Genomic DNA, 20,442 nt, shown 5'->3' on the forward strand with positions numbered 1-20,442 from the left:
CGCGACAGCTACAGGCGGGAGCAAGACCGCACCGACCCGGGATGGTTCAGGTGCGGTATCCGCGGGCGAAGTCGGCTTCCCGCCGACGCTCTTCCTCTTCGAGGACGTCGAGGCTGTGCAGGGCGTCGGCGGCGAAAGCGCGGACAGCAGCGGTCGGGTCTGTGAGCAGCGGGGACAATGCCTCCCGGCGAGGCTGAAGTGCATCAGGAAGATCGATTGTCGTACCGGGCAGGACGACACCCGCCAACAGGGCGTCTTTAGTGGCTGCGTCGACGCCTGCGGACAGAAGCACCGAGATGATCTCTGCCCACAGCGGATCCTGCCATGAGTGCTGGACGGCGGCCGCGGCCTGCCGACGCTGGGCTGGTGCCCCGGACGCCCACTGCCGCAGGATGTCGGCCCAGGCCGTCGTTCCGTTACCGAGCACCGTCAGAACCCCGGCGGCCGTCAGATCGACACGGGCACTGACTCCCGCCGCAGCGCGGGCTTCGTCCATCCTCTGTTGGAAGGCGAGGATGAGCCGTTCGCGCGCCGACGGAGGGAGCTTCTCGAGTGACCGCTTCCAGGCGAGCGGGAGGCCGGATCTGCCGTCGACGGCCAGCAGTTGCCCGGATACGACGGCGGCGAACTCCTCGGGCAGGGAGGAGGCGATCTCAGCGGCGCCGTAGGCCGTGTCCTCGTCGAAATCGACGGTCGCGGCAATCTGATCGGACTCGCTGAACCGGCGGCGCAGCCCATCCGCGTACTTCGCGGCGACGATGGTATCGATGCGAAGGCTGCTTTTCCGCGCTTCCTGGAGCAAGAAACCGATCACCTCGAGCGTGGTGGGAAGAGCCGTGGCAGGGCACTGCTCCGTCAGCAAGGCAAGGACGGCCATGCGTTGCGCGAGCGGCTGATTGCACGCGACCAAATGCCACGTCAGGTTCCCTGCCAAGCGGACCGCGCCCTCACCCCCTGCCGCCGAGGCAGCGGAGGCGGCCTGCAGGATCAAGTCGAACAGGCGGGGCTCGCGCCCTGGGTGCTCGTGGGCGAAGGACAGCGCCGCAGCGGCCAGACGCGGATCGCCCACCCGTTCCTCCATCCACGACCACACGGCATCGGTGTGATGCTGTGCGAGTCCCGCCAGCAGAGCATCTTCACCGGCCACCGGCGCCTGGGCTATCCGCTCGAACGCCGGCTGGGGATCCGGGGCCGCAGCTCCGACGGCTCGGGCGAAGGCAGGAAGCGCGCTGACCGCTACGCCCGTGACATTCGGGCCGGTCTCCTCCAGCAGGCGGAGCGCCTCCGGCAGATCCATCTCGCTGCCCAGTTGCTGTGCGGCGCGCTGCTGATCTTCAAGCGCCTCACGCCAGGGAGTGCGGCTGTGCAGCGGCTGCAGCACAAGGAGACGGCCAAGCCGGGTGTCCGCGAGTGCTACGACTGCCACCGCATCCCCGGCTTCGGCCGCTCCGGCGAGGGAACGAGGCCGTGGATGAGGTCCCAGCACGGCCTGGGCTGCGCTGCGCCTCACCGCCAAAGGAAGCGAGTCCCACCGGGCCGCGATCTGCTCAGTGAACTCTCCCGCCGCGATGTCCAATACGGCGACCGCATGGCTGGCCAGGGGCACGCCGGAGAACGCCATCGGCCGCGCTCCTTCGCCACGCAACTGACCGGGCAGGGAGACGAGCGTGTGCAGTACGGGCAAGCCTTCACCACTGCGCATTGTGGGTTCGTCCAGCAGCGGGGCGAGCAGCGTGAGCGCCTCGCGCAGCAGGGTGAGGGTTTCGGGGCGGTCAGGCAGCACAGTGGCGTGCAGGGAGATAGCGCTCGCTGACTCGGGTGTGCCGCCAGTGCTTTCCACGGTCACGCGTAGCAGCGGCTGGAGGGCTCCTACAAGCACGCGTGCGAGGCCGAGGGGGCCACGGATGGCACTCTCCCCGGCCTCCAGCTCCTGCGGAGGGTAGGCAGCCCGGTCCCGGTGCCACTGGGCGATGACCCGCAGGACCTCGCGACGCCGCTCGAACAGTGCGTCAAACTGCTGCGGCAGGGCTTGGGCCGGCGCGGAGCACCACTGCCCGATGGCACGCAGAACCCCCTCGCGCCGGTCAGAGGTTTCCACGTGGAGGGCCGGTTCCATCAACCAGGCCACATCGAGCAACAGGCTGACCGGACTGGGTACCGCATCGAGCGCGATGCGGTGGGCGAGCTGAGCGAACCGCTCGCCCAAGTGCTGCAGACCGTACCGGTAGTGGGCAACCGGGTCTCCGCCGTCCAGCAAGCGGGGTGCAGGATCCGGCGGCCACCGCTTCACCAGCGTCTCGTGCAGGTCCGCGAGGATAGTGGGGGCGGCCACGGCCACTTCACCGGCCAGGCCGACCACAGCCGCCCACTCGCCCAGATGCGCCTCGGACGGCAGCAACGCGCGGACAGCCGCAGCCAGCCGGGCACCTACGACATGGTCTGCCCGGTCGTGTGCTGCCTGGGCCAGGACGTTCAGCTTAGGACCGAGCCGGGACGCCCCGAATTCCAGGTGCCGGCCAGCGGACGTGACGGGCTGCCCGTTCAGCTCGAGCCCGGCCATCCCCACTACCGCTTGCAGCACCCGGTCCACGTCCAGCCGGACCCGGGCGTGAGGATCGAGCGCGTCGGCGAGGAGAACCGGGGCAAGCAGGGCAGGGCGCACCGAGTACGGCGAAGAATCGGCCAGCCCGGCATCGGCCAGCTCATTCAGCAGGACGGACAACCGGTGCGGCTCCGGCGGAAGCGTCGACACCGCACCAGCCAGCACGGCGAGTTCCTCCCCACTGGTGACCGTGCCCAGCACCGCCAGCGCCACCGCCGCGGCCCGGTGCTCCTGTGCGGGGTCGTCGGCCGGCAGGCGCCTCCCTACGGTGACCCGCAGCAGATCGGCCGCGCTCGGCCAGTCGAACCGGCTTGCGGCAAGCCCCGCTTCACAGGCCGCATGAGCGATGAGCGGGTTGCCCTGAGCCAGATTGATGACGGTTTCACGGAAGGCCGGATTCAGGATCCCCCGCCCTGTGACAAGCGCGTCGATGCCTCCTCTGTCCAGGGAACGAAGCGGGACGACAGCACCGCCCCAGCGCTCGATGTTCCAGCGCTGCAGCACCCCCAGGTGACGGCCGGGCCGCACCGTCAGGACAAGACGCACGCGGCCGAAACGGCCGTCGTGCAGGAGCGCGGGAAGACCGCTCAGATCCGGGGCACGGTCGGCATCGTCAATGAGAACAACCAGGGGAGCATCGACCGGCGCTTCGGCGAACGCGCCGGCCTCCAACGACACACCCGTGGGCGCGACGAGCACCGCCGACACCGACCGCGACGCCTCGATCGCCAGACGGGTCTTTCCGACCCCACCCGCACCCTCCACCACCACGACCCGCGCCGCCGGACTCCTGTCAGCCAATGCCGCTCCGAGCGCCTGCATCTCCGCCTCGCGTCCCACCAAGGGCGCGGTCATCCCGGGCACCGACACGGACAGGGCGTCGATGTACTGCGCCCACGTCGACAGCCTGCGCGGAGCCCGCGGACGTACACCGAGCTCGAGCTCGGCCACCCACCGCAGGCCGTCTGTCTCCAGTTCGGTGACCAGTTCAGCCAGAGTGACGATCTCCATCTCAACGCCGTACTCCGTGTGTGCCTTCTTTCTCCACCTCTCCTTGGTGATCTCGTTGGTCGAGCGGTTCATCACGTAGATCGCTTTGGCCCGCCTGCTGTGCTTGGCGTTCTTCACCAACTCGGACTTCAGCTTGTCCGTCCACCGCTGCTGCAGACTCGCCCACAGCACGACTTGGTCGTTCTCGCCGAACAAGGGACGGCCGAACGCGTCCCGGCCCAGATCGCCGGTGGAACTGGTGATCCGCAGTTGCGGAAAACGGACCCGCAGCACATGCAGCGCCACCCGCTCGAAGACCTGATCGTTCTCGAGCTCCTGCAGAGCGGCTCTCGCAGTCTCGTACACGGGTGACTCCGCAAACGTGAGAGGGCTGTATGCGCGGCCACCTCTGCCGCACCGCAACTTCATCATCGCGCCACAACGGCACAGGCGTAACCCGGACGCCAACCTGTGCACCATGCGGACAGCCACCCAGCATCAGCCCGGGTGACGCGCCGGAAACCCTGTCACCCGCCCCATGGGAACGGCCCACCGGCCGTCCTCTGTCCACAGATGACCCCGGGCAGGCTCCTGAAGCCATGAACACCAGCTCGCCGGGCATCTCCCGCAACAATAGGAAGGCGCTGCGCTGAGAGCGCCACGACGCCTTCCTCCACCCGGAAGAGCAGGCCGAGTCCGCCGCACGGTTCCCGACTGGCCACCAGGCGCAGATGGCATTCCTCTTGGCCGCCCACGCCGGCAACGCCTCTGTGGTCGCTGCGCTTTGGGCACCTGCGCGCGTCCTGGACCTCGTGTGCCCGCGGTGCCTGTCCGATCGGGCGGTTGAAGAGGCACGCCAGGCGAGGCGGGACGTCCGACGCGCGGCCCGCCGGCTTCCGCGTGAGTAAAGCGGCCCCCCATTGCTGGTCTCGCTGGCCGGGCGAGAGACCGCTATAGCGAGGGCCCTTAGCTCACACGTGAGCAGGTGAAGCCCCCTACGCATCGTTGATAGCAATCAGCTAATTTTCATGCGAAAGTTGCATCGAATCGGGTAGTGTAGGAGTATGGGATTGGCCTTGGAGGAGTCGTTGCGGCTGACGGTGGCCGCACTGATGCAGGTGACGGGTGACTCGCAACGGTCGGTTGCGGGGGTGCTGGGACTGACGCAGACGCAGGTGTCGCGCCGACAGTCGGGTGCCGTTTCGTGGAGCCTGCGCGACGTTGATGTCCTGGCCGAGCACTACGGCATCGGCGCGCTGGACCTGCTGGCGGGTCCGACCAGAGCGTGCGAGGTGCTGCCCGCCGACCGGCGCCGTTCCGCGCAGGTCGAGGCGAAGGGGACGAGCCGGTGAGCGACTTCGACGCGATCGACTCGCTGCTCGACGCCGTCGGCCCGCAGGTCCAACTTCCGCCCTGCCAGGTGCGCCGCGAGCTGCGGGAACGGGCCCGGCTGTCCAAGGCCCAGGTGGCACGTGCGCTCGGCGTGAGCCCGTCCACCCTCAGCGGATGGGAGAGCGGCCGGGACCCGGCCGGCGAGGTCCGGGCCAAGTACGCATACCTGCTGGACGGGCTGAACGCCAAGCTCGCCACCGAGACCGCGACCGAGACTGAGACTGAGACTGAGACCACGGTGGAGCTGGCCGAGGAGCAGCCCACGGCGTCAGGCGCTGCCGCGGCGGCCGTCACTTCTACGTCTTCGCCGGAAGTCGGCCAGGACGAGGTGGAGCTGCTCGCCGTGCCCGAGCCGTGTGTGCTGTGCGGCCGTCCCGCCGAACAATGCGTGGCGGGGTTCGCTCAGCACCTGGACCCCTCCGACTGCCAGGCGGCCCCTGGCGAAAACCCGAAATCCGCGCCCGCCACGCCATCTGCCCAGGCCCAGGAGCCGCGCACAGCACGCCCGCCCCGCCCGGCCGGCGGGAAAGGTGCGGCCCCGAGCGGGCGCGCGTTCCAGGAGCCGTCAGGGCCGGCCGACTTGATCCACGAAGCGGTGCACGCCGCGCTCGCCGAGCACCAAGGCGATGTCGAAGCCGCGAGCGCCGCGTTGCTGAAGCGGGCCATCCCGGACGCGATGCGCCTGCTGGACGAGACCCGCAAGGGTGCCCGCTACGACGTGATCGCCCATCCGTGGATCCCCGACATCCTCAGGAAACAGACTTCCCGGGGAGCCGACCAGATCTGGGAGGCCCGCCCCAAATGGACCCGTGCCGCGCTCCCGCCCGGCCGGCACGAGGTGACCGCACTCGACATCAACGGCGCCTACCTCTCGGCCCTCAAGACCCATCTCCCGCTCGGCCAGTTGGAGCACTCCACGGGCTTCGCACACGACCGGCGCCGCGCCGGAGTCCACCTGATCACCCCGCCCGCCTGGGAGCACGACGCGGTATTGCCCAACCCGATCGGCCAGCGCGAGGAACCAGGACCCCTGTGGGTCACCGAACCGACCCTGCGCCTGCTGCTGCGCCTGTCCGGCCCGCAGCATGGCCTGTGCGAGCCGCCCGAGATCCACGAGTCGTACACCTCGGGCGCCACCGAGAACCTCCTGGAGAAGTTCCGGATCGCCCTCAAGGACGCTCGTGACACCGCGATCGCCGACGGCGACGAGCTGACACTGGAGTACGTGAAGGCGATGTACTCCAAGTTCGTGTCCACGATGGGGGAGTCGAACTACAACCGGGAGCTCTACCGCCCGGACTGGATGCACATCATCCGCTCCCAGGCCTTCGCCAACCTCTGGATGAAGGCGCTCAAGGCCCACGAGGCGGGACTGCCCGTCGTACGGGCGATGGGCACCGACGAGCTCCACGTCACCGGAGACTGGCGCCGTGTCTTCCCTGAAGGCCGCTCGGTTACCGAGGTCAAGGTCAAGGACACCTACACCGCCGGAACCGACACCGAGGCCGACACGGGGCAGGAGCAGTAGATGCCGGAGAAGAACATCGACTTCGGGAAATTCGGCGCGAGCGGGATCAAGGGCAGCGACGCGGTCGCCCGCCAGCTCGACCGGCTCGCCGGCGGCATCGCCACCCCGGTGACCGCCAGGCGGGGCCTGATGGCACGCCTGCACTACCTGACCACGTCGGACAGGACCTGGCAGGCCGCCAAGGACGCCGGACTGACCGTCAGCGACCGGACACTGAAGGCCTGGAAACAGGGCACACGCCGCCCCTCGAAGACCAACCTGGAACGCATCGACGCCGCATACCGGGCGGTGCGGCGCCGCAACGTCGCCCGCCACCTCACCGCCCGCCTCAACCGCGAAGGCCGCGGCACCCGGGTGGAGATCCATCCCTTGGACCAGGCCGGCGTGGCGCGCCCGCTCCAGCGGGTGGTGGAACACCGGTCGATGAACGTGCGCCGCTGGGACAGGATCGTCGCGTCCTGGGCGGCCGGCGACCACCAGGGCCTGGACGACGCCTGGACCGCAGACGTCCTGCCCGACCTCGGCTCCCAGTGGGGCCAGTACGAGTACGTCACCAACATCGGCTTCGCCGCGTAGAAGCCGCATGGTCTTCACCGCCTGCCGCTGGGGCGTACGGTCGTGTTCACCGGCGCGGCGCGGAGCAACTCGCTGGACTCATAACCCAGAGGTCTTCTCTGAACTGAAGAGGTGGCGTGCTAGGGGTCGTGAGGTCGCTGCTTCCCAGGCCCGTGATGTCCAGATGCGTGACGACTTCGCAGGCGTCACCGAAATGACTGGCTGGGATGCTCTGCCATCAGCCAGCAGGCGCCCGTCGTACGGGGCGCCGCCTCAGCGGTGGAGCAGCATGCCGGCAGACGGAATTCCCGGTCCCCCGCAGGAACGTGGTGGCGTGTCAGCCGCAGCAACTCTGCTTCCGGCCGTTCCCTTCGCTCCGTCATAGGGCATACCTTCAAGGGCGGGGAGTGCACTCAAAGGTCGGATTATTCGAACCACGCCCGCCAAAAGATGTGTGGGAACCCGGAAAGCAGAGGGAAAACCCCTGACAGGAGTGGTTCTTACCTCGGTATAGAGTAAAATCCCTCCTGCGAGGTATTTTCACAACCTCACATGGTGTTTCATTGTCCTTGCTGAACACACGGCTTTTGGGAGCCCTCGCTCAGCACCGGCCGGTGGTCCGCCAGGGGTGGCTCCCCTGGCAAGGCCCCGGCCCAACCTCTTCCGCGGTTTCGCCGATGATGCCGTACGGGAAGGCCCCGCCCAGGATTGGGCGGGGCCTTCCTTGTCTGCAGCGGCTTCGGGGCGTGGCGGTGACGGTCTTTCAGCGCCCCGGGAAATCGGCACCCTTCATTCCATATGCGGGCCGTCAGGAGCTATATGGACTTTGGCTCCTGACGTCGCATCAGGTGCTGTTACTGGGAAAATCCCTCCCGGCAGCACTAATTGTCTGCAGGTCACCCCGATGGCGTAAGATTCACGACGGTCCAGTGACTGACTGTTAGCCGCGGTCGCAACGTCACTGGTCAGAGCGAGTTCTCCCAAAAAGAAACGCGGTCGAGCTTCGGACAATTGCTCGAAGCTCGACCGCCATTCGAAAGAGAAAAGTGTGTTCAACGACGTCTACGTCGCGGTCATCCTGATCTTCGGGATCGTGCTGGCCGCTGCCTGTTACGCCGTGCGGCGCCTTGAGACCAGGCCCGCCCGGATCGCCTCTGTCCTCGTGGCATTCGCCGCCCTCATCGGGGCGCTGGTGCCTGTCGTACGCATCCTGGCCGAGTCGTCGGCCGCTCCGCCGGCCGAAGTCGTCGCTCCGGCCGCACCGGTCACGAGTGTGTCGCCGACGGTCCCGCCGGACTCAGGGGCGGCGGTACCCGGCTCGGCAGCTCCTTCGCCCGCCGCGGGGAAGTGACCATGACCAGCGTCATCGCCAGCCGGAAGGCGAGAGAGTCCAGGGCCATCGCCGACTTCTTCGGTCTGCACGGTCTGCCGTCCGACTCCGTGGAGGCCCTCGCGGAAGCCTCCCGGCTGCGTAGGCGCAGCCGCAACCGCACTATGACACTCACGGTTGCGAGGGCGGCCTACTTCCTCGTCGACGGACGTGTGACAGAACTCGTGCCGTCGGGCAAGGCCCGCCTGTGGCGGGAGGTGATGCTCTTTGAAAGCGTCACCAACACCGCCTTCTTCCCCAGCACGTACGACGAGTTGATGCCGGAGAAGACGGCCGAGGAGATGGTCTCGGGAACGACCTTGTCGTCGTGTCTGTTCATCGAGGTCCCCAACTCCAAGTTGACCTCGCTGGCGACGACCGACCCCGCGATCGCGTTGATGCTCGCGCGCATGGCGGCCAAACGGCACACCCTGACGGAACGGTTGTACACGGCGAGCCGGGCGGCCCCGGTCGCCCGGGTCGCCGCGGTGCTGAACTACCTGGCGGAGCCCACCCGGAGGAACGTGATAAAGACCAGGGAGGACGGGGTTTTGGTGATGACGACCGCCGAGGAACTGGTTGCCTCGGGGCCCAGCCAGGCCGACATCGCCGATGCCCTTTGCCTGGGGCGGGCAACCGTGGAGAAGGCGATCGCTGAACTCCGGCAGGCCAAGGCGCTGAAGTCCTTCACCCCGGGGGAGCGGGCCAACCGCTGTTACCCCGTTGAGGACCGGGGGCTTCTGCGCCAGATCTCTTTGGGGGGATGAGGTAAGCAGCCGGTCCCGGCGCCCGGACCCTTCCAGGGCTCGGGCGCCAGGCATCACGGCGCCCGACGCCCGATCGTCAGGTGGGGATACATCCGGCCCCAGGGAACATCGGCACAGTCCTTGACGCGACAACGGTCATGGCCCGGTGAGCGCCATCGCTGCGCCTCAGTTCGCGTACCCGCGACGAGCCTTGCGCCGCTCCTGTTCCTCCACCCGTATGAGGCCTACATGTCGGCAGCCGCCATGCCCAACTGCCAGGTCAGACACGAGCGTTGGCTCACCGAACCGGCCCGGGACGCGATCCGCTGGTGCCCCGGTGCCAGTGTGAGGTGACGCCGGCCCGCCGGACGGGACGGAGCGGGCACCTCCATACGGTGGCGCCCCAGCCACACCAGCAGCGGCTGCCGTCCTTCCGCCACGTCCACTCCCCACCCGGCCATCAACTGCTCCACGCCCGCGAGCCATCGGGTCCGGCCGGCGGCATCCCGCTGCCCCGCGCGTTCGAAGTCCCGCATGGCGCCCGCGAGCTGCGCCGCCTCCGGGTAGATCACCAGCGGGGCCGCCCTCATCTCCCGCGCGTCCAGCCCAGCTGTCCAGGCCCGCTGCACCCAGCACACGGTGTCCGGCATCCGTGTCCACCAGTGCACCGCGACCTGGAAGGCATCGGCGAACAACTCCTCACCCGCCGGCCCCCAGCACGCGGCCAACTGCTGCCGCAGGCGGTGCGCCGCCATCGTCTCGGGCAGTTCGGCCAGGTGCACGAAGTCCGGACCACGGCCGCGGGAGTCGTCCGACCAGTAACCGTGCCGCAGACACACCTGCCAGCTGTCCGGCGACATCAGCCGCACCGCCTCGCCGACGTCCAGGTCATCACCGCACAGCGGGCAGTACCGCACGAGGTGCCCCGACAGCGGTTCCCAGGGCCACCTCCACTCCGCTGTTTCCTCCTCCTGGCCTGCCGGTATCCGATCTGCGCCCAGACTGGGCAGATCCTGCTGCAGAACAAGAGGCGGTTGGTCAGCCAGGACAGCCAGATAGCGCAGCCCCGCCTCGTTCACGTACATCTCGGTGCACTGCGGGTACTTCTCCACCCGCCCAGGGTCCGCGGACGCCTCGCCCTGCCCGACCCGGTCCAGGAAAGCAGCCAGGCCCAGGCCGTTGGCGTGGGCAAGCCGGTTCACGAACGATCCCGTCGACTCACCCGGCACCGGGGGCACACGCAGCGGCAGCGGCCTGCGAGGCCCGTACAGACCCGGATCGTCCAGCACCGCCGTCCTTCCGCCGAAACCGCCGCCACCGCAACCGTGAGCGGCCCGCCGGCAGGCGGTCAAGTACACCAGCACTCGTTCGGGTGAACCCTGGCGAACGCCCCACCACGGCCTCGCGCACCCCTTCCACCCTGTCAACCAGGTGCTCGTGTACACCGTCACCGGGGGAGGACCATGGCCACGACGACGCGCCTCCGCCCGGCTGCGACCGCTCCCACGGCCGGCACCCGCCTGAAGACCCGCCTGCGCGGCCGCCAGCAAATCGCCGTCGACACCTCCGTCAGCAGCTTCATCGAGGGCTACCGCCGCGTCAGCGTCTACATGGCCACCGGCACCGGAAAGACCCTGGTGGCCCTGCACATCGTCCAGGAAACCGCCCCGCAAGGCGCTTCCCTGGTGGCAGTCCCCTCTCTGCGGCTCCTGGAGCAGACCGCCGCGAAATGGCACAGCGAAGGACGCCCCGGCCGCTACCTCGGCGTGTGTTCCTCACCCCAGCCAGCGGACCCGTACCTGGACGGCGTCCTCACCATGGTCGACACCGCCGACGACCTGGCCCAGCAGGCCGCCGACGCCCAGGGACCGCTCAACGTGTTCTGCACCTACGACTCCCTGGACAAGGTCGTCGAAGCCCACCGCGACTTCCACCTGCCCCGCTGGGACGTCGTGGTCGCCGACGAAGCCCACCGCACCGCCGGTGACTACGACAAACCCTGGGCCCGCATCCACCACGACGACAAGCTGCCCGCCCGCCACCGCCTCTACATGACCGCGACGCCCCGCGTCTTCGACGAGAAGAAGGCCCGCGACAAAGGCATCAGCCCCCACACCGTCATCGCCTCCATGGACGACGTGAGCATCTACGGGCCCGTCGTCTACCGCATCTCCCTGAGAGAAGCGATCGACGAGGGGCTCCTGGCCGACTACCGCATCGCCGGCGTCATCATCAAAGACGAAGACCTGCGCGGCCTGCTGAACCGGCTCCCCGCGAACACCTGGAGCGGCGAAGCACTGCGTGCCGCCGCCGCCCAAGTCGCCCTGCTGGTCGCCCAGCACCGCTACGACCTGCGCCGCACCCTGACCTTCCACCCCTGCATCGACGCGGCGGAAGTCTGCGCCGAAACACTCCACCAGACCGCGGCCCTCATGCCCCCCGCCTACCGCACCCCGCTGCAGGTCGGCACCGTCAGCTCCCGGCAGAACTCCTTCGAACGCCACAAGAACTACACGGCCTTCGCCGACACCCCTCTCAACACCCCCGCCTCACAGCAGCCGCCGCGCCGGGCCGTCCTGACCAACTGCCGCTGCTGCTCCGAAGGCGTCGACATCCCCGCCATCGACTCCCTGCTCTTCGCCCATCCCAAGACCAGCAGCATCGACATCATCCAGTCCATCGGACGCGCCCTGCGCCAGACCCCCGGCGACGGCAAGATCTCCACCATCGTCATCCCCATCTACATGGCCCCCGGCGAAACCCTCGCGGAGGCCGTCAAGAAGACCGCCTTCCACCTGATCTACCGGGTCCTCATCGACCTCGACGTCTACGACGAGCACACCTTCCACCTCGTCGACCACTTCCGGTACCCGGCCGACCCCGCCGGACCCCAGATCGCCCCGCCCCCGGAGCGCGCCGACGAGATCATCCCCGTCCTCGATCTGAACGACGTCATGGCCCCCAACCGGCTATGGGAGGCCGCCTTCGAAATCGCCACCGACTTCCACGCCCACCACGGCCACCTCGACGTCCCCAGCCTCCACCTCCACGGCCGTTTCCACCTCGGCTGGTGGACCGGAGTGCAGCGCTCCATGCGCAAGAACGGCCTGCTCCTGCCCGAACGCATCGCAGCACTGGACACGCTCGACATGATCTGGGAACACCCCCCGCACAGCATCGAGCGCAAACTCCTCATCGCCCGCGACTACGCCACCCGCCACGGACACCTCGCCCCCCGGTGGGCCGAACACCACCAAGGCCTGCACCTGGGCCGCTGGCTCGCCGACCGCCGAAAGGAGGTCACCACCCGCCGCCTGCCCTACTGCTACCAACGGGCCCTGAACGAGATCTACCCCTGGTGGAACGCCAAAGGCGAAGCCGAATGGAAACGCACCTACGCCCGCGCTCACGCGGCCGCGCGCGACAACACCCTGGTCTTCCCCGACCCACACCAACCCACCGGCACCGCACCGCCGCTCACCCGCTGGCTGGCCGAGCAGATCGACAACCTCGCCCGACTCGAGCCCTACCAGCACCACCTCCTGGGCGACCTTCCCATCGAGCACCCCCTGGCCCTCCTGCTGCGCCGTCCCCGCAGCACCTCCCAACGGGCCTTCGCCCGCGGACTGCAGGCCGCCTACGCCTACCGTCGCCGCCACCATCACCTCGACGTTCCCTCCACCTACATCTGCGAGGACGGCCCCCAATTCGGCCTGGGAAGGTGGCTCGCCGAAAAACGGCGAGCTCCGCAAACCCTCTCCCGGGAACAACTGGACGCCCTGGAAGCCCTCGACATGCGCTGGACCTCACGCCACCGGCACAGCACCACCTGAACCGCCTGCCAGCAGACCACAGGAGCACTCCCGCATCATGACGACACCGCCCCACTCACCCGGCCGGCTGCCCGCCTTCAACATCGGCCTCACCTCCGTCACACTCCCCACCTCACAGGTACAGGTCAACCGCCTGAGCGAACTCGTCAACGAAATCACTCTGGGCACCGACGTGATCGTGATCGTGCTGAGCACCGTCACCGGCCCGGCCTCCCCCCACCCGGAGGAGACCGACGCCGATCGAAGCCGCTTCATCTGGCCGCCCTGGCAGGCAGACGTCGTCCCCGAGGCCCACCAGAGATGGAAGGCAGTCTTCGCCGGCCGGGACCGCACCTTCAGGGGCATCTACTACGAGGGCCCCACCCGTGAAGAGACGCCGATCATCCGTGTCCCCGCCACCGTTCTGTCCGACACGATGTGGAAGATGGTCCACAACGCGTCCTGCGCGGTCCTGTGCACCGGCCTCACCGGGGATCCCTCCGAAGCCGACGTCATGACCGCCCGAGCAGACGGAAGGCTCCAAGCGGTCCTGGTGGAAGCTCTGTTCGCCTAACCCCGGACCAGCCCCACGACATCCCCTAGCGTTGCACGACACGGGCCACACCGCCCGCCCCGCCCTCCTGCAGCACCACTCAGCGAAGGACACGACACGATGGATCCCGCCGGCCACCGCTCCCTCGCGCACTGAAGAACCTGCCGCATGCCCTCCCAGGAGCCCATCCCCGAGATCGCCGAGATCTCTGTCGCCGCCGCCTCCCGCGCCCGCCCTGCCCGGCTCTCACTGCGCCCGGATCAGCAGCAGGCGGTCGACAGCGCGGCACGTCACCTGGCACGCGCACACAGCCGCGGACACATGGTGTCGGCCTGCGGCACCGGCAAAACACTCACCGCGCTGCGGACCGCCGAGGCTCTTGACGCCCGGCGCCTGCTCATCGCCGTGCCGAGCTTGGACCTCATCTCCCAGTGGGCCCACACGGCCCGCAACGACGGGCACCGGGAACCGATGATGGCCGTCTCCTCCCTGGCCGCCGCCAAGCACCCGGTCCTGGCCGGAGCAGCCGTCCACAGCACCAACAACCCGCAGTTCCTGGCGACTTGGCTGACCCGGCACGAGCACGCCACCGTCTTCGTCACGCTCGACTCCCTCCCGAGAATCGAACAGACCCGGCACACCCCCGCTCCCGTGCCGGCCTTCGACCTCCTGATCGTCGACGAAGCGCACCGCACCGCGGGAAGCTGGGACAAGGACTGGACCGTCCTGCACGACCACACCCGCATCCGCGCCGACCGCCGCCTCTACCTCACCGCCACCCCCTACGAATGGGACCCGCCCCGCCTCACCGAAGCACCCACCACCCGCCCCCAGCCCAGACGCACCGCCTCAACCGCCCCCGCCTGGGACACCCCCGCCCTCGTCGCCTCCATGGCGGACACCAAAACCTTCGGCCCCCGCCTGCACACCTACAGCCACGCGGACGCCATCGACGACGGAGTCCTCGCCGACTACCAACTGGTCGTCCCCACCATCACCGACACCCAGCTGCGCACCGTACTGGCCACCCCCCAGGCGCACTCCGGCTTCGGCCCGACCGCGCGCCGCACCACCGCACTGCACCTGGCGGTCCTCAAAGCGATGACCGAACACGACCTCCACCACGTGATCGTGTACTTCCAACAGGTCGCCGACGCCACCGACTTCGCCCGCCAGTTCCCCCACACCCTGCGCACCCTCGCCCAGGACCAACGCCCCGCCTGGGCGCGCGACCTGGTGGTCCAGTCGATCAACGGCACCCACACCCCCGGCCAGCGCCACGACATCCTCACCGACTTCGCCACCGCCGACCGCGCCGTGCTGACCAACTCCCAGGTACTGGGGGAGGGGATCGACCTGCCGGCCGTCGACGCGGTCGTCTTCGCCGACCGCACCGCCAGCGTCCGCCGCATCGTCCAGGCACTGGGCCGCGCCCTGCGCAAACCCCCCACCCAGACCACCAAGACCGCCAGCCTCGTCATCCCCGCCTACATCCCCCACGGCGCCGATCCCACCGACCTCCTCGGCACCCCCTACGAAGCCCTCTGGCTCGTCACCGCAGCCCTGCGCCACCACGACCAGACCATCGCCGCCCGCGCCCCCCGCACCACCGCCAAACGACGCCTGGAACAAAACACCCGCACCCTCCTGGCCCGCCGCTTCCGCTTCGACTTCACCCTCGACCCCGACACCATCGCCCGCGCAATGGACCTGATCGCCTGGCCCGCCGACAACGCAACCCTCTCCGCCCCCCGCCGGGCAGGCCTGGCGGCCGCGACCCGCTTCCACGCCGAACACCACCACCTCCGCGTGCCCACCGACTACGAAGACGCTTACGGCTACCGGCTCGGCACCTTCATCGCCGGCCAGCGCACCGCCCGCAGACAAGGCCTCCTCACTCAGGACTGGATCGCCGAACTCGACACGCTCGGCATGATCTGGGACGACCGCGAAGCGACCTGGCAAGGTCACCTCACCACCGTCACCGCCTTCCACACCGAACACGGCCACCTCGCCATCCCCCTGCACCAACCCGGCGGCCAGTTCCTCGTCAGCCAGCGAGCCCTCGCCCGCAACAACCGCCTGAACCCCGACCGCCATGCCCAGCTCGCCGCCCTCGACCCCCACTGGACCCTCCCGCACGGCCCCGACTGGCACCGCAAATACACGCTGCTGCGACGCCACATCGAAGCCGGACACAGCCCCACCACGCTGCGCCGCGACACGGTCATCGACGACGTGAAGGCGGGAAGCTGGCTGCATCGCCAGTTCTCCACCTGGAACCAGCTCGCTCCCGGGCAACGCGACCTCCTCGCGCGCCTGCAGCTCACCCCGGCCGTCGCCGCCCTGCCCCCGGCAAGGCCGTTGAGCCCACCCGCCGCGAAGCGGTCCCGCCGTTCCTTCGAGCAGACCGCACAGATCCTCCGGCTCTTCATCGAACACTGGAACCGCCCGCCCGGTGCCCGGGAATGGGTCGAAGCCGACGGAGAACGCATCATGATCGGTCCGTGGCTGTGCAAGGTACGCTCCAAACGGAACGCCGGCCAACTCACCGAAGAACAAGACCGCTTGATGGCAGAGATCCTCCAAGCGGACTGGGCCACCCGGGAATCCGAGTAGGAGCAGCCGGCCTCAAGCCAGCCCCCCACGCGCGGGAGTCCTCTCCCGCCCACGCCACCGACAGGCGTGCAAGGATCCGTGTCCACAACGCAGCGGCGGGCACGGGTGACATGCAGGATCGGCGCTCCAGGTCAGAGCGCCGATCCTGTGCGGTTGACGCGGCAACGCCTGCCCGCTGGTTCCTGATCGCATGGGTGGAGCCCGCAACTCTCAGGAGTAGCCGGACGATTCCGACGAAGAGAGCTTCTCGCGAAGCCCAAAATGTTCGATGAACCCGCGGACTCCATGCCGCCTCTCTGCCGGCAGCCGCCTCCGCCAAGCACGTATCACCAGGCCAGGGCGTCGGTGATCGCAGTGATGGTGCGGAGCCGGCACCCGGCGGCGACGACCGCCTGCGCGGTCCGATGTGGGATAGCCCCGCATTTATCCCCCGGACCGGTCTGCTTCCATGGGCGCTCCGCGATGCCTCCCCCCAGCTCACAGCCACGACTTCCGCCAACGGCGATTGATGCCGACGCTCCGCACGGTGGACACCGGCGCATCAACGACCGTGGAGGGCTCGCCTGGCACGAGGGGGCAATGACACGATGCAGGCGCTCATCTCGGTGTCGGCAAACACCAGTTGAGCGACGTACCTGGAGCCCGCAACACGCCGACGCGCCCAAGCGCGGGCGTCGAATCAGGAGGCAGGACATGCCCCACCCACTTCGCGTGGTGGGGTGCGTCGTCAACGGCGCACCCCACCACAGGCTCTCCACACCCGATGCCGTGGTGATCGTCGTCATCACCGTACTGGCGTGCGTGATGGCCGGCAGCGGCCTGGACACATCATCGACCTTGGCGGTGCTGAGCGGCGCCGGCCTGATCGCAACGGGCACGCTGCTGGCCCTGCGCGGAACAGGGCAACGGCTGGGGCCGCTGATCGTGCGGATGGCGCACGCGATCCCGACACCGTAGGCGTACCGGCCGTGGGGCGCAGGGAGAAACCGATAGCCACCGCCAACGGGGCGCTGGAGAAACTGGCCCACTGGCTGCGCGCCCAACGCGCGGCCGGAGGCTGGTCCTACGCCCAACTGGCGGACCGGGCAGGATGCCACGCCACGACGCTTCAGCGTGCTGCATCAGGACACGGCGTGCCCAGCGCGCGTGCGGTCCAGGCCTATGCGCGGGCCTGCGGCGCTCCGGTCGATGTGGCGATGGAACTGTGGAGAAAGGCCCGCAGAAGCGGGCACTACGGGTCTGGCAACGTTCGCCCCGCGCCGAGTCCGATGTATCTCGACACCATCGGCAAGTTCAAGGCCGGCCTGCAGGAGCTCTACGCGTGGGCCGGCCGGCCCACGGTGCGCGACATGGAGCTGAGGGCGGGGGAGTGGGGAAGGCTGCCGCACAGCACCGCTCACCGCATCGTGCAGGGGCAGACGGTGCCGCGCGACGAGCATCAACTGATCGGGTTCCTGGTCGCTTGCGGGGTCACGGAAACAGAGCACCGCTTGTGGGGCGACGCATGGAGACGCGTCCTCGGACATGCCCCCCGCGAGGCGATCCCCCCTGCGCCGCGGACAGCACCAGCTGCACCTCCAGTCCGGGCTCCAGCCCGGACTGGGGCACCGGGACTGCGTTTCAGCCTGCTCGGGCCGGTGCGTGCCTGGCGCGGGCAGGAGCCACTGTCCACGGGCTCCCCCCAGCAACGGGCCCTGCTGGCCGCGCTGCTGCTGCGGGATGGCCGTACGGCAACCGCAGCCGAGCTGATCGACGCACTGTGGGGCGAGGATCCGCCGTCACAGGCACTGGCGGCGCTACGGACCTACGCCTCGCGTCTGCGGAAGGTCCTGGGCTCGGACGTCCTGGTCAGCGAGTCGGGCGGGTACGCGATCCGTTCGCCGGGCGAGGACACACTGGACCTGGCGACGGCACAGGAACTGGCGACCGAGGCAGGGAGGGCGAGGACGGCGGGAGACCTGAGCCGCGCCAGGGAGGCGCTGGGCCGCGCGCTGGCGCTGTGGGACGGCGAGACGCTGGCGGGACTGCCGGGCCCCTACGCGGAGGCGCAGCGGGTCCGACTCGAGGAATGGCGGCTGCAACTCCTCGAATCCCGCCTGGACATAGACCTGGAACAGGGCTGCCACGCGGAGGTGGTCTCCGAACTCACCGCCCTGACAGCGGCGCACCCCCTGCGCGAGAGACTGCGGGAACTGCTGATGCTGGCGCTGTACCGCAGCGGGCGCCAGGCGGAGGCACTGGCGGTCTACTCGGACACGCGACGCCTGCTGCTGGAAGAGCTGGGAGTGGACCCGCGTCCGGGATTGCAGGAACTGCAGCAGCAGATCCTGCAGGCGGACCCGGGCCTGAGGGAGCCGCCTGCAGGAAGGCCTGAGCCCCACACGCCGGTCGTGCGACCCGCCCAACTCCCGGCAGCCGTCGCCGACTTCACCGGGCGCGCGTCTTTCGTGGCACGGCTCGAAGGCGTCCTGGCCTCGGCCGAGGGCCGGATGATGGCGGTCTCCCTGCTCGCCGGCATCGGCGGTGTGGGCAAGACGACGCTCGCGGTGCATGTGGCGCACGCGGCCCGCGCCCACTTTCCCGACGGCCAGCTGTACGCCGACCTCCGGGGAACAGAAGACCGGGCGGCGGAGCCGGAGACGGTACTGGGCGCGTTCCTGCGCGCCCTGGGCACAGCGGGCTCGGCGATCCCGGACACACTAGAAGAGCGGGCGGCGCTGTACCGGTCGGTGCTCGACGGCCGCCGCGTGCTGGTACTCCTGGACAACGCCAAGGACGCGGCGCAGGTTCGTCCGCTGCTGCCCGGGACAGAGGGCTGTGCGGCCCTGGTGACGAGCCGGGTACAACTGGTGGACCTGGCAGGGGCACACATGGTGGACCTGGATGTGATGTCACCTGAGGAAGCCCTCCAGTTCTTCACGCGCATCGTGGGAGAGGAACGGGTGGAGAGGGAGCAGGCGGTGGCCCTCGACGTGGTCGAGGCGTGCGGCTTCCTGCCCCTGGCGATCCGCATCGCGGCGTCCCGCCTTGCCGCCAGGCGCACCTGGACCGTGGCGGTCCTGGCCGCCAAACTCGCCGACGGACGAAACCGGCTGGACGAGCTCCGGGCTGGAGATCTGGCCGTACGGGCCACGCTTGACCTGAGCTATCGCCAGCTCAAGGCAGAACAGGCCGACACCTTCCGAGCACTCGGTGCGCACACCAGCCCGTTCATCTCGCTGGACTCCGCACGCGGCATGCTCGGTTGCGGCGTTGATGCCGCGGAGGACCTCCTTGAGGACCTGGTGGATGCCGGACTGCTCACCCCGCTCGATCCTGGACGCTACAGACTGCACGACCTCGCCTGGCTCTACGCCAGGACAGCGGCCTCGAAGGGGCCTGGGGATCAAGTCATGGATGAGGCTGGGTGACGCATAGGCACGCTGAACCCGCCCCGCTCGGGCCAGCACGGGGTGGCGCAGAGACACCCCCCGAAACCGCCGCTGCTTCAGACGACCCTGCCCTGCGTGCCTGCCATCGGGTCGTCGTCGATGCCCGCGGCCTCGATGGCTTCGGCAAGCGCAGGGTCCGTGAAGACTCGCCGGAACTCCGCCGCTGCCGTTTTCAGGCTCCGCTGACGGGCGATCGCACCGAACGTCGAGGCCTTCACAAAAGCGTTCAGTGTCATGCCATGTTCCCGGGCCGCGTCCCGGAGGTCTTCGAGCTCCGTGTCGGAGAAGTCCACGTTGAGTGCTGCCATGCCGGGAGAGTACCGATCAAATACCCAGACCTGCGTTGACCCCAATGCTCAAGACGTTCGGGGATGTGGCGGACTCAGATGCGGTCCGGTGCCGATTCGTTCGTGAAGAGGGGGAGACCAACATCCCAGATAATCCATAGTTTTTTGCTTCCATCAAGCCTATAGGGGAGTAGTCCACCAGGCCAGCCGGCCTGTGGAGGACGGCCACACCGCCAGTTCCCCCGAACCTGTTTCACGGAGCCGTGCAGCGCACGATCATCCCGTTGCTAGCCAGCCAGTAGTTGGCCGCGGAGCGGACGACTACTCGTCACGAGCCTTAGCTCACAAGCAAGTTGCCAGTTTTGAACAGAGCCGAGGAGGCATGGAGTGTGGATCGCGGAGCGATCAGCGCTTCATGCCTCCGACCCCGGTTACTGATCCACGGAGTGGATCATCTTCGCCACGGAGTGGCGACAGGCCTCGCGGAGCGAGGCCTGGGACCCGCCGCGTAGCGGCGGCGCGGCGTGTCTGCGGAGCAGACCGCGCGGGATCGGTAGA

General features: G+C 68.8%; 12 protein-coding genes and 2 pseudogenes. 11 read left to right on the forward strand and 3 right to left on the reverse strand.

What is annotated here, in order from left to right; genetic code table 11:
- Positions 1-46: 46 nt before the first annotated feature.
- Positions 47-3,958, reverse strand: coding sequence for a hypothetical protein (locus ACWDEW_RS41275; protein ID WP_450520332.1), 3,912 nt, complete (start codon positions 3,956-3,958; stop codon positions 47-49).
- A gap of 698 nt (positions 3,959-4,656) precedes the next feature.
- Here ACWDEW_RS41275 and ACWDEW_RS41280 point away from each other — a divergent pair.
- The 5 genes from ACWDEW_RS41280 to ACWDEW_RS41300 all read left to right on the forward strand — a co-directional run bounded on the left by ACWDEW_RS41280 (position 4,657) and on the right by ACWDEW_RS41300 (position 9,203).
- Positions 4,657-4,944, forward strand: coding sequence for a helix-turn-helix domain-containing protein (locus ACWDEW_RS41280; protein ID WP_450520334.1), 288 nt, complete (start codon positions 4,657-4,659; stop codon positions 4,942-4,944).
- Positions 4,941-6,512, forward strand: a complete 1,572-nt coding sequence (locus tag ACWDEW_RS41285; protein ID WP_450520336.1) for a helix-turn-helix domain-containing protein — start codon at positions 4,941-4,943, stop codon at positions 6,510-6,512. Before ACWDEW_RS41280 ends, ACWDEW_RS41285 begins: the two co-directional genes overlap by 4 nt.
- Positions 6,513-7,088 (forward strand): transcriptional regulator, encoded by a 576-nt coding sequence (locus ACWDEW_RS41290; RefSeq protein WP_450520338.1) that lies wholly within the window; start codon positions 6,513-6,515, stop codon positions 7,086-7,088.
- A gap of 1,027 nt (positions 7,089-8,115) precedes the next feature.
- Positions 8,116-8,418, forward strand: coding sequence for a hypothetical protein (locus ACWDEW_RS41295; protein WP_450520340.1), 303 nt, complete (start codon positions 8,116-8,118; stop codon positions 8,416-8,418).
- A gap of 2 nt (positions 8,419-8,420) precedes the next feature.
- On the forward strand, positions 8,421-9,203 hold the full coding sequence (locus ACWDEW_RS41300) for a hypothetical protein (RefSeq protein WP_450520342.1): 783 nt from the start codon (positions 8,421-8,423) through the stop codon (positions 9,201-9,203).
- 224 nt (positions 9,204-9,427) lie between these two features.
- Here ACWDEW_RS41300 and ACWDEW_RS41305 read toward each other — a convergent pair whose 3' ends face one another.
- The gene (locus ACWDEW_RS41305) at positions 9,428-10,546 is read right to left on the reverse strand and encodes a TniQ family protein (protein ID WP_450520344.1); all 1,119 of its coding nucleotides are present in this window, start codon (positions 10,544-10,546) and stop codon (positions 9,428-9,430) included.
- 99 nt (positions 10,547-10,645) lie between these two features.
- On the opposite strand from ACWDEW_RS41305, the gene ACWDEW_RS41310 reads away from it, so the two are divergent.
- The 6 genes and pseudogenes from ACWDEW_RS41310 to ACWDEW_RS41335 form a co-directional block, all read left to right on the forward strand.
- A complete protein-coding gene (locus tag ACWDEW_RS41310; RefSeq protein ID WP_450520346.1) occupies positions 10,646-13,015 on the forward strand; it encodes a Helicase associated domain protein in 2,370 nt (789 codons plus the stop codon).
- Between the two features lie 37 nt (positions 13,016-13,052).
- On the forward strand, positions 13,053-13,568 hold the full coding sequence (locus ACWDEW_RS41315) for a hypothetical protein (protein WP_450520348.1): 516 nt from the start codon (positions 13,053-13,055) through the stop codon (positions 13,566-13,568).
- Positions 13,569-13,715: 147 nt separating this feature from the next.
- A complete protein-coding gene (locus tag ACWDEW_RS41320; RefSeq protein ID WP_450520350.1) occupies positions 13,716-16,166 on the forward strand; it encodes a Helicase associated domain protein in 2,451 nt (816 codons plus the stop codon).
- Positions 16,167-16,859: 693 nt separating this feature from the next.
- Positions 16,860-17,123, forward strand: coding sequence for a hypothetical protein (locus ACWDEW_RS41325; RefSeq protein ID WP_450520352.1), 264 nt, complete (start codon positions 16,860-16,862; stop codon positions 17,121-17,123).
- Positions 17,124-17,134: 11 nt separating this feature from the next.
- Positions 17,135-17,347, forward strand: a pseudogene (locus tag ACWDEW_RS41330) (helix-turn-helix domain-containing protein); the annotation flags it as partial.
- A gap of 432 nt (positions 17,348-17,779) precedes the next feature.
- Positions 17,780-19,540: pseudogene (locus ACWDEW_RS41335) on the forward strand (BTAD domain-containing putative transcriptional regulator); the annotation flags it as partial.
- 113 nt (positions 19,541-19,653) lie between these two features.
- Here the strand turns inward: ACWDEW_RS41335 and ACWDEW_RS41340 are convergent.
- Positions 19,654-19,905 carry a hypothetical protein gene (locus ACWDEW_RS41340; protein ID WP_450520354.1) on the reverse strand — a complete coding sequence of 84 codons (252 nt, stop codon included), beginning with the start codon at positions 19,903-19,905 and terminating at the stop codon, positions 19,654-19,656.
- Between the last annotated feature and the right edge of the window lie 537 nt (positions 19,906-20,442).

This window comes from Streptomyces sp. NPDC001100 (assembly GCF_053598575.1).

What these genes read in the sequence shown, in the direction of transcription:
- ACWDEW_RS41310 (WP_450520346.1), top strand. Translation starts at nt 10,646, where the DNA reads ATGGCCACGACGACGCGCCTCCGCCCGGCTGCGACCGCTCCCACGGCC.
- ACWDEW_RS41300 (WP_450520342.1), top strand. Translation starts at nt 8,421, where the DNA reads ATGACCAGCGTCATCGCCAGCCGGAAGGCGAGAGAGTCCAGGGCCATC.
- ACWDEW_RS41280 (WP_450520334.1), top strand. Translation starts at nt 4,657, where the DNA reads ATGGGATTGGCCTTGGAGGAGTCGTTGCGGCTGACGGTGGCCGCACTG.
- ACWDEW_RS41315 (WP_450520348.1), top strand. Translation starts at nt 13,053, where the DNA reads ATGACGACACCGCCCCACTCACCCGGCCGGCTGCCCGCCTTCAACATC.
- ACWDEW_RS41320 (WP_450520350.1), top strand. Translation starts at nt 13,716, where the DNA reads ATGCCCTCCCAGGAGCCCATCCCCGAGATCGCCGAGATCTCTGTCGCC.
- ACWDEW_RS41340 (WP_450520354.1), bottom strand. Translation starts at nt 19,905, where the DNA reads ATGGCAGCACTCAACGTGGACTTCTCCGACACGGAGCTCGAAGACCTC.
- ACWDEW_RS41325 (WP_450520352.1), top strand. Translation starts at nt 16,860, where the DNA reads ATGCCCCACCCACTTCGCGTGGTGGGGTGCGTCGTCAACGGCGCACCC.
- ACWDEW_RS41290 (WP_450520338.1), top strand. Translation starts at nt 6,513, where the DNA reads ATGCCGGAGAAGAACATCGACTTCGGGAAATTCGGCGCGAGCGGGATC.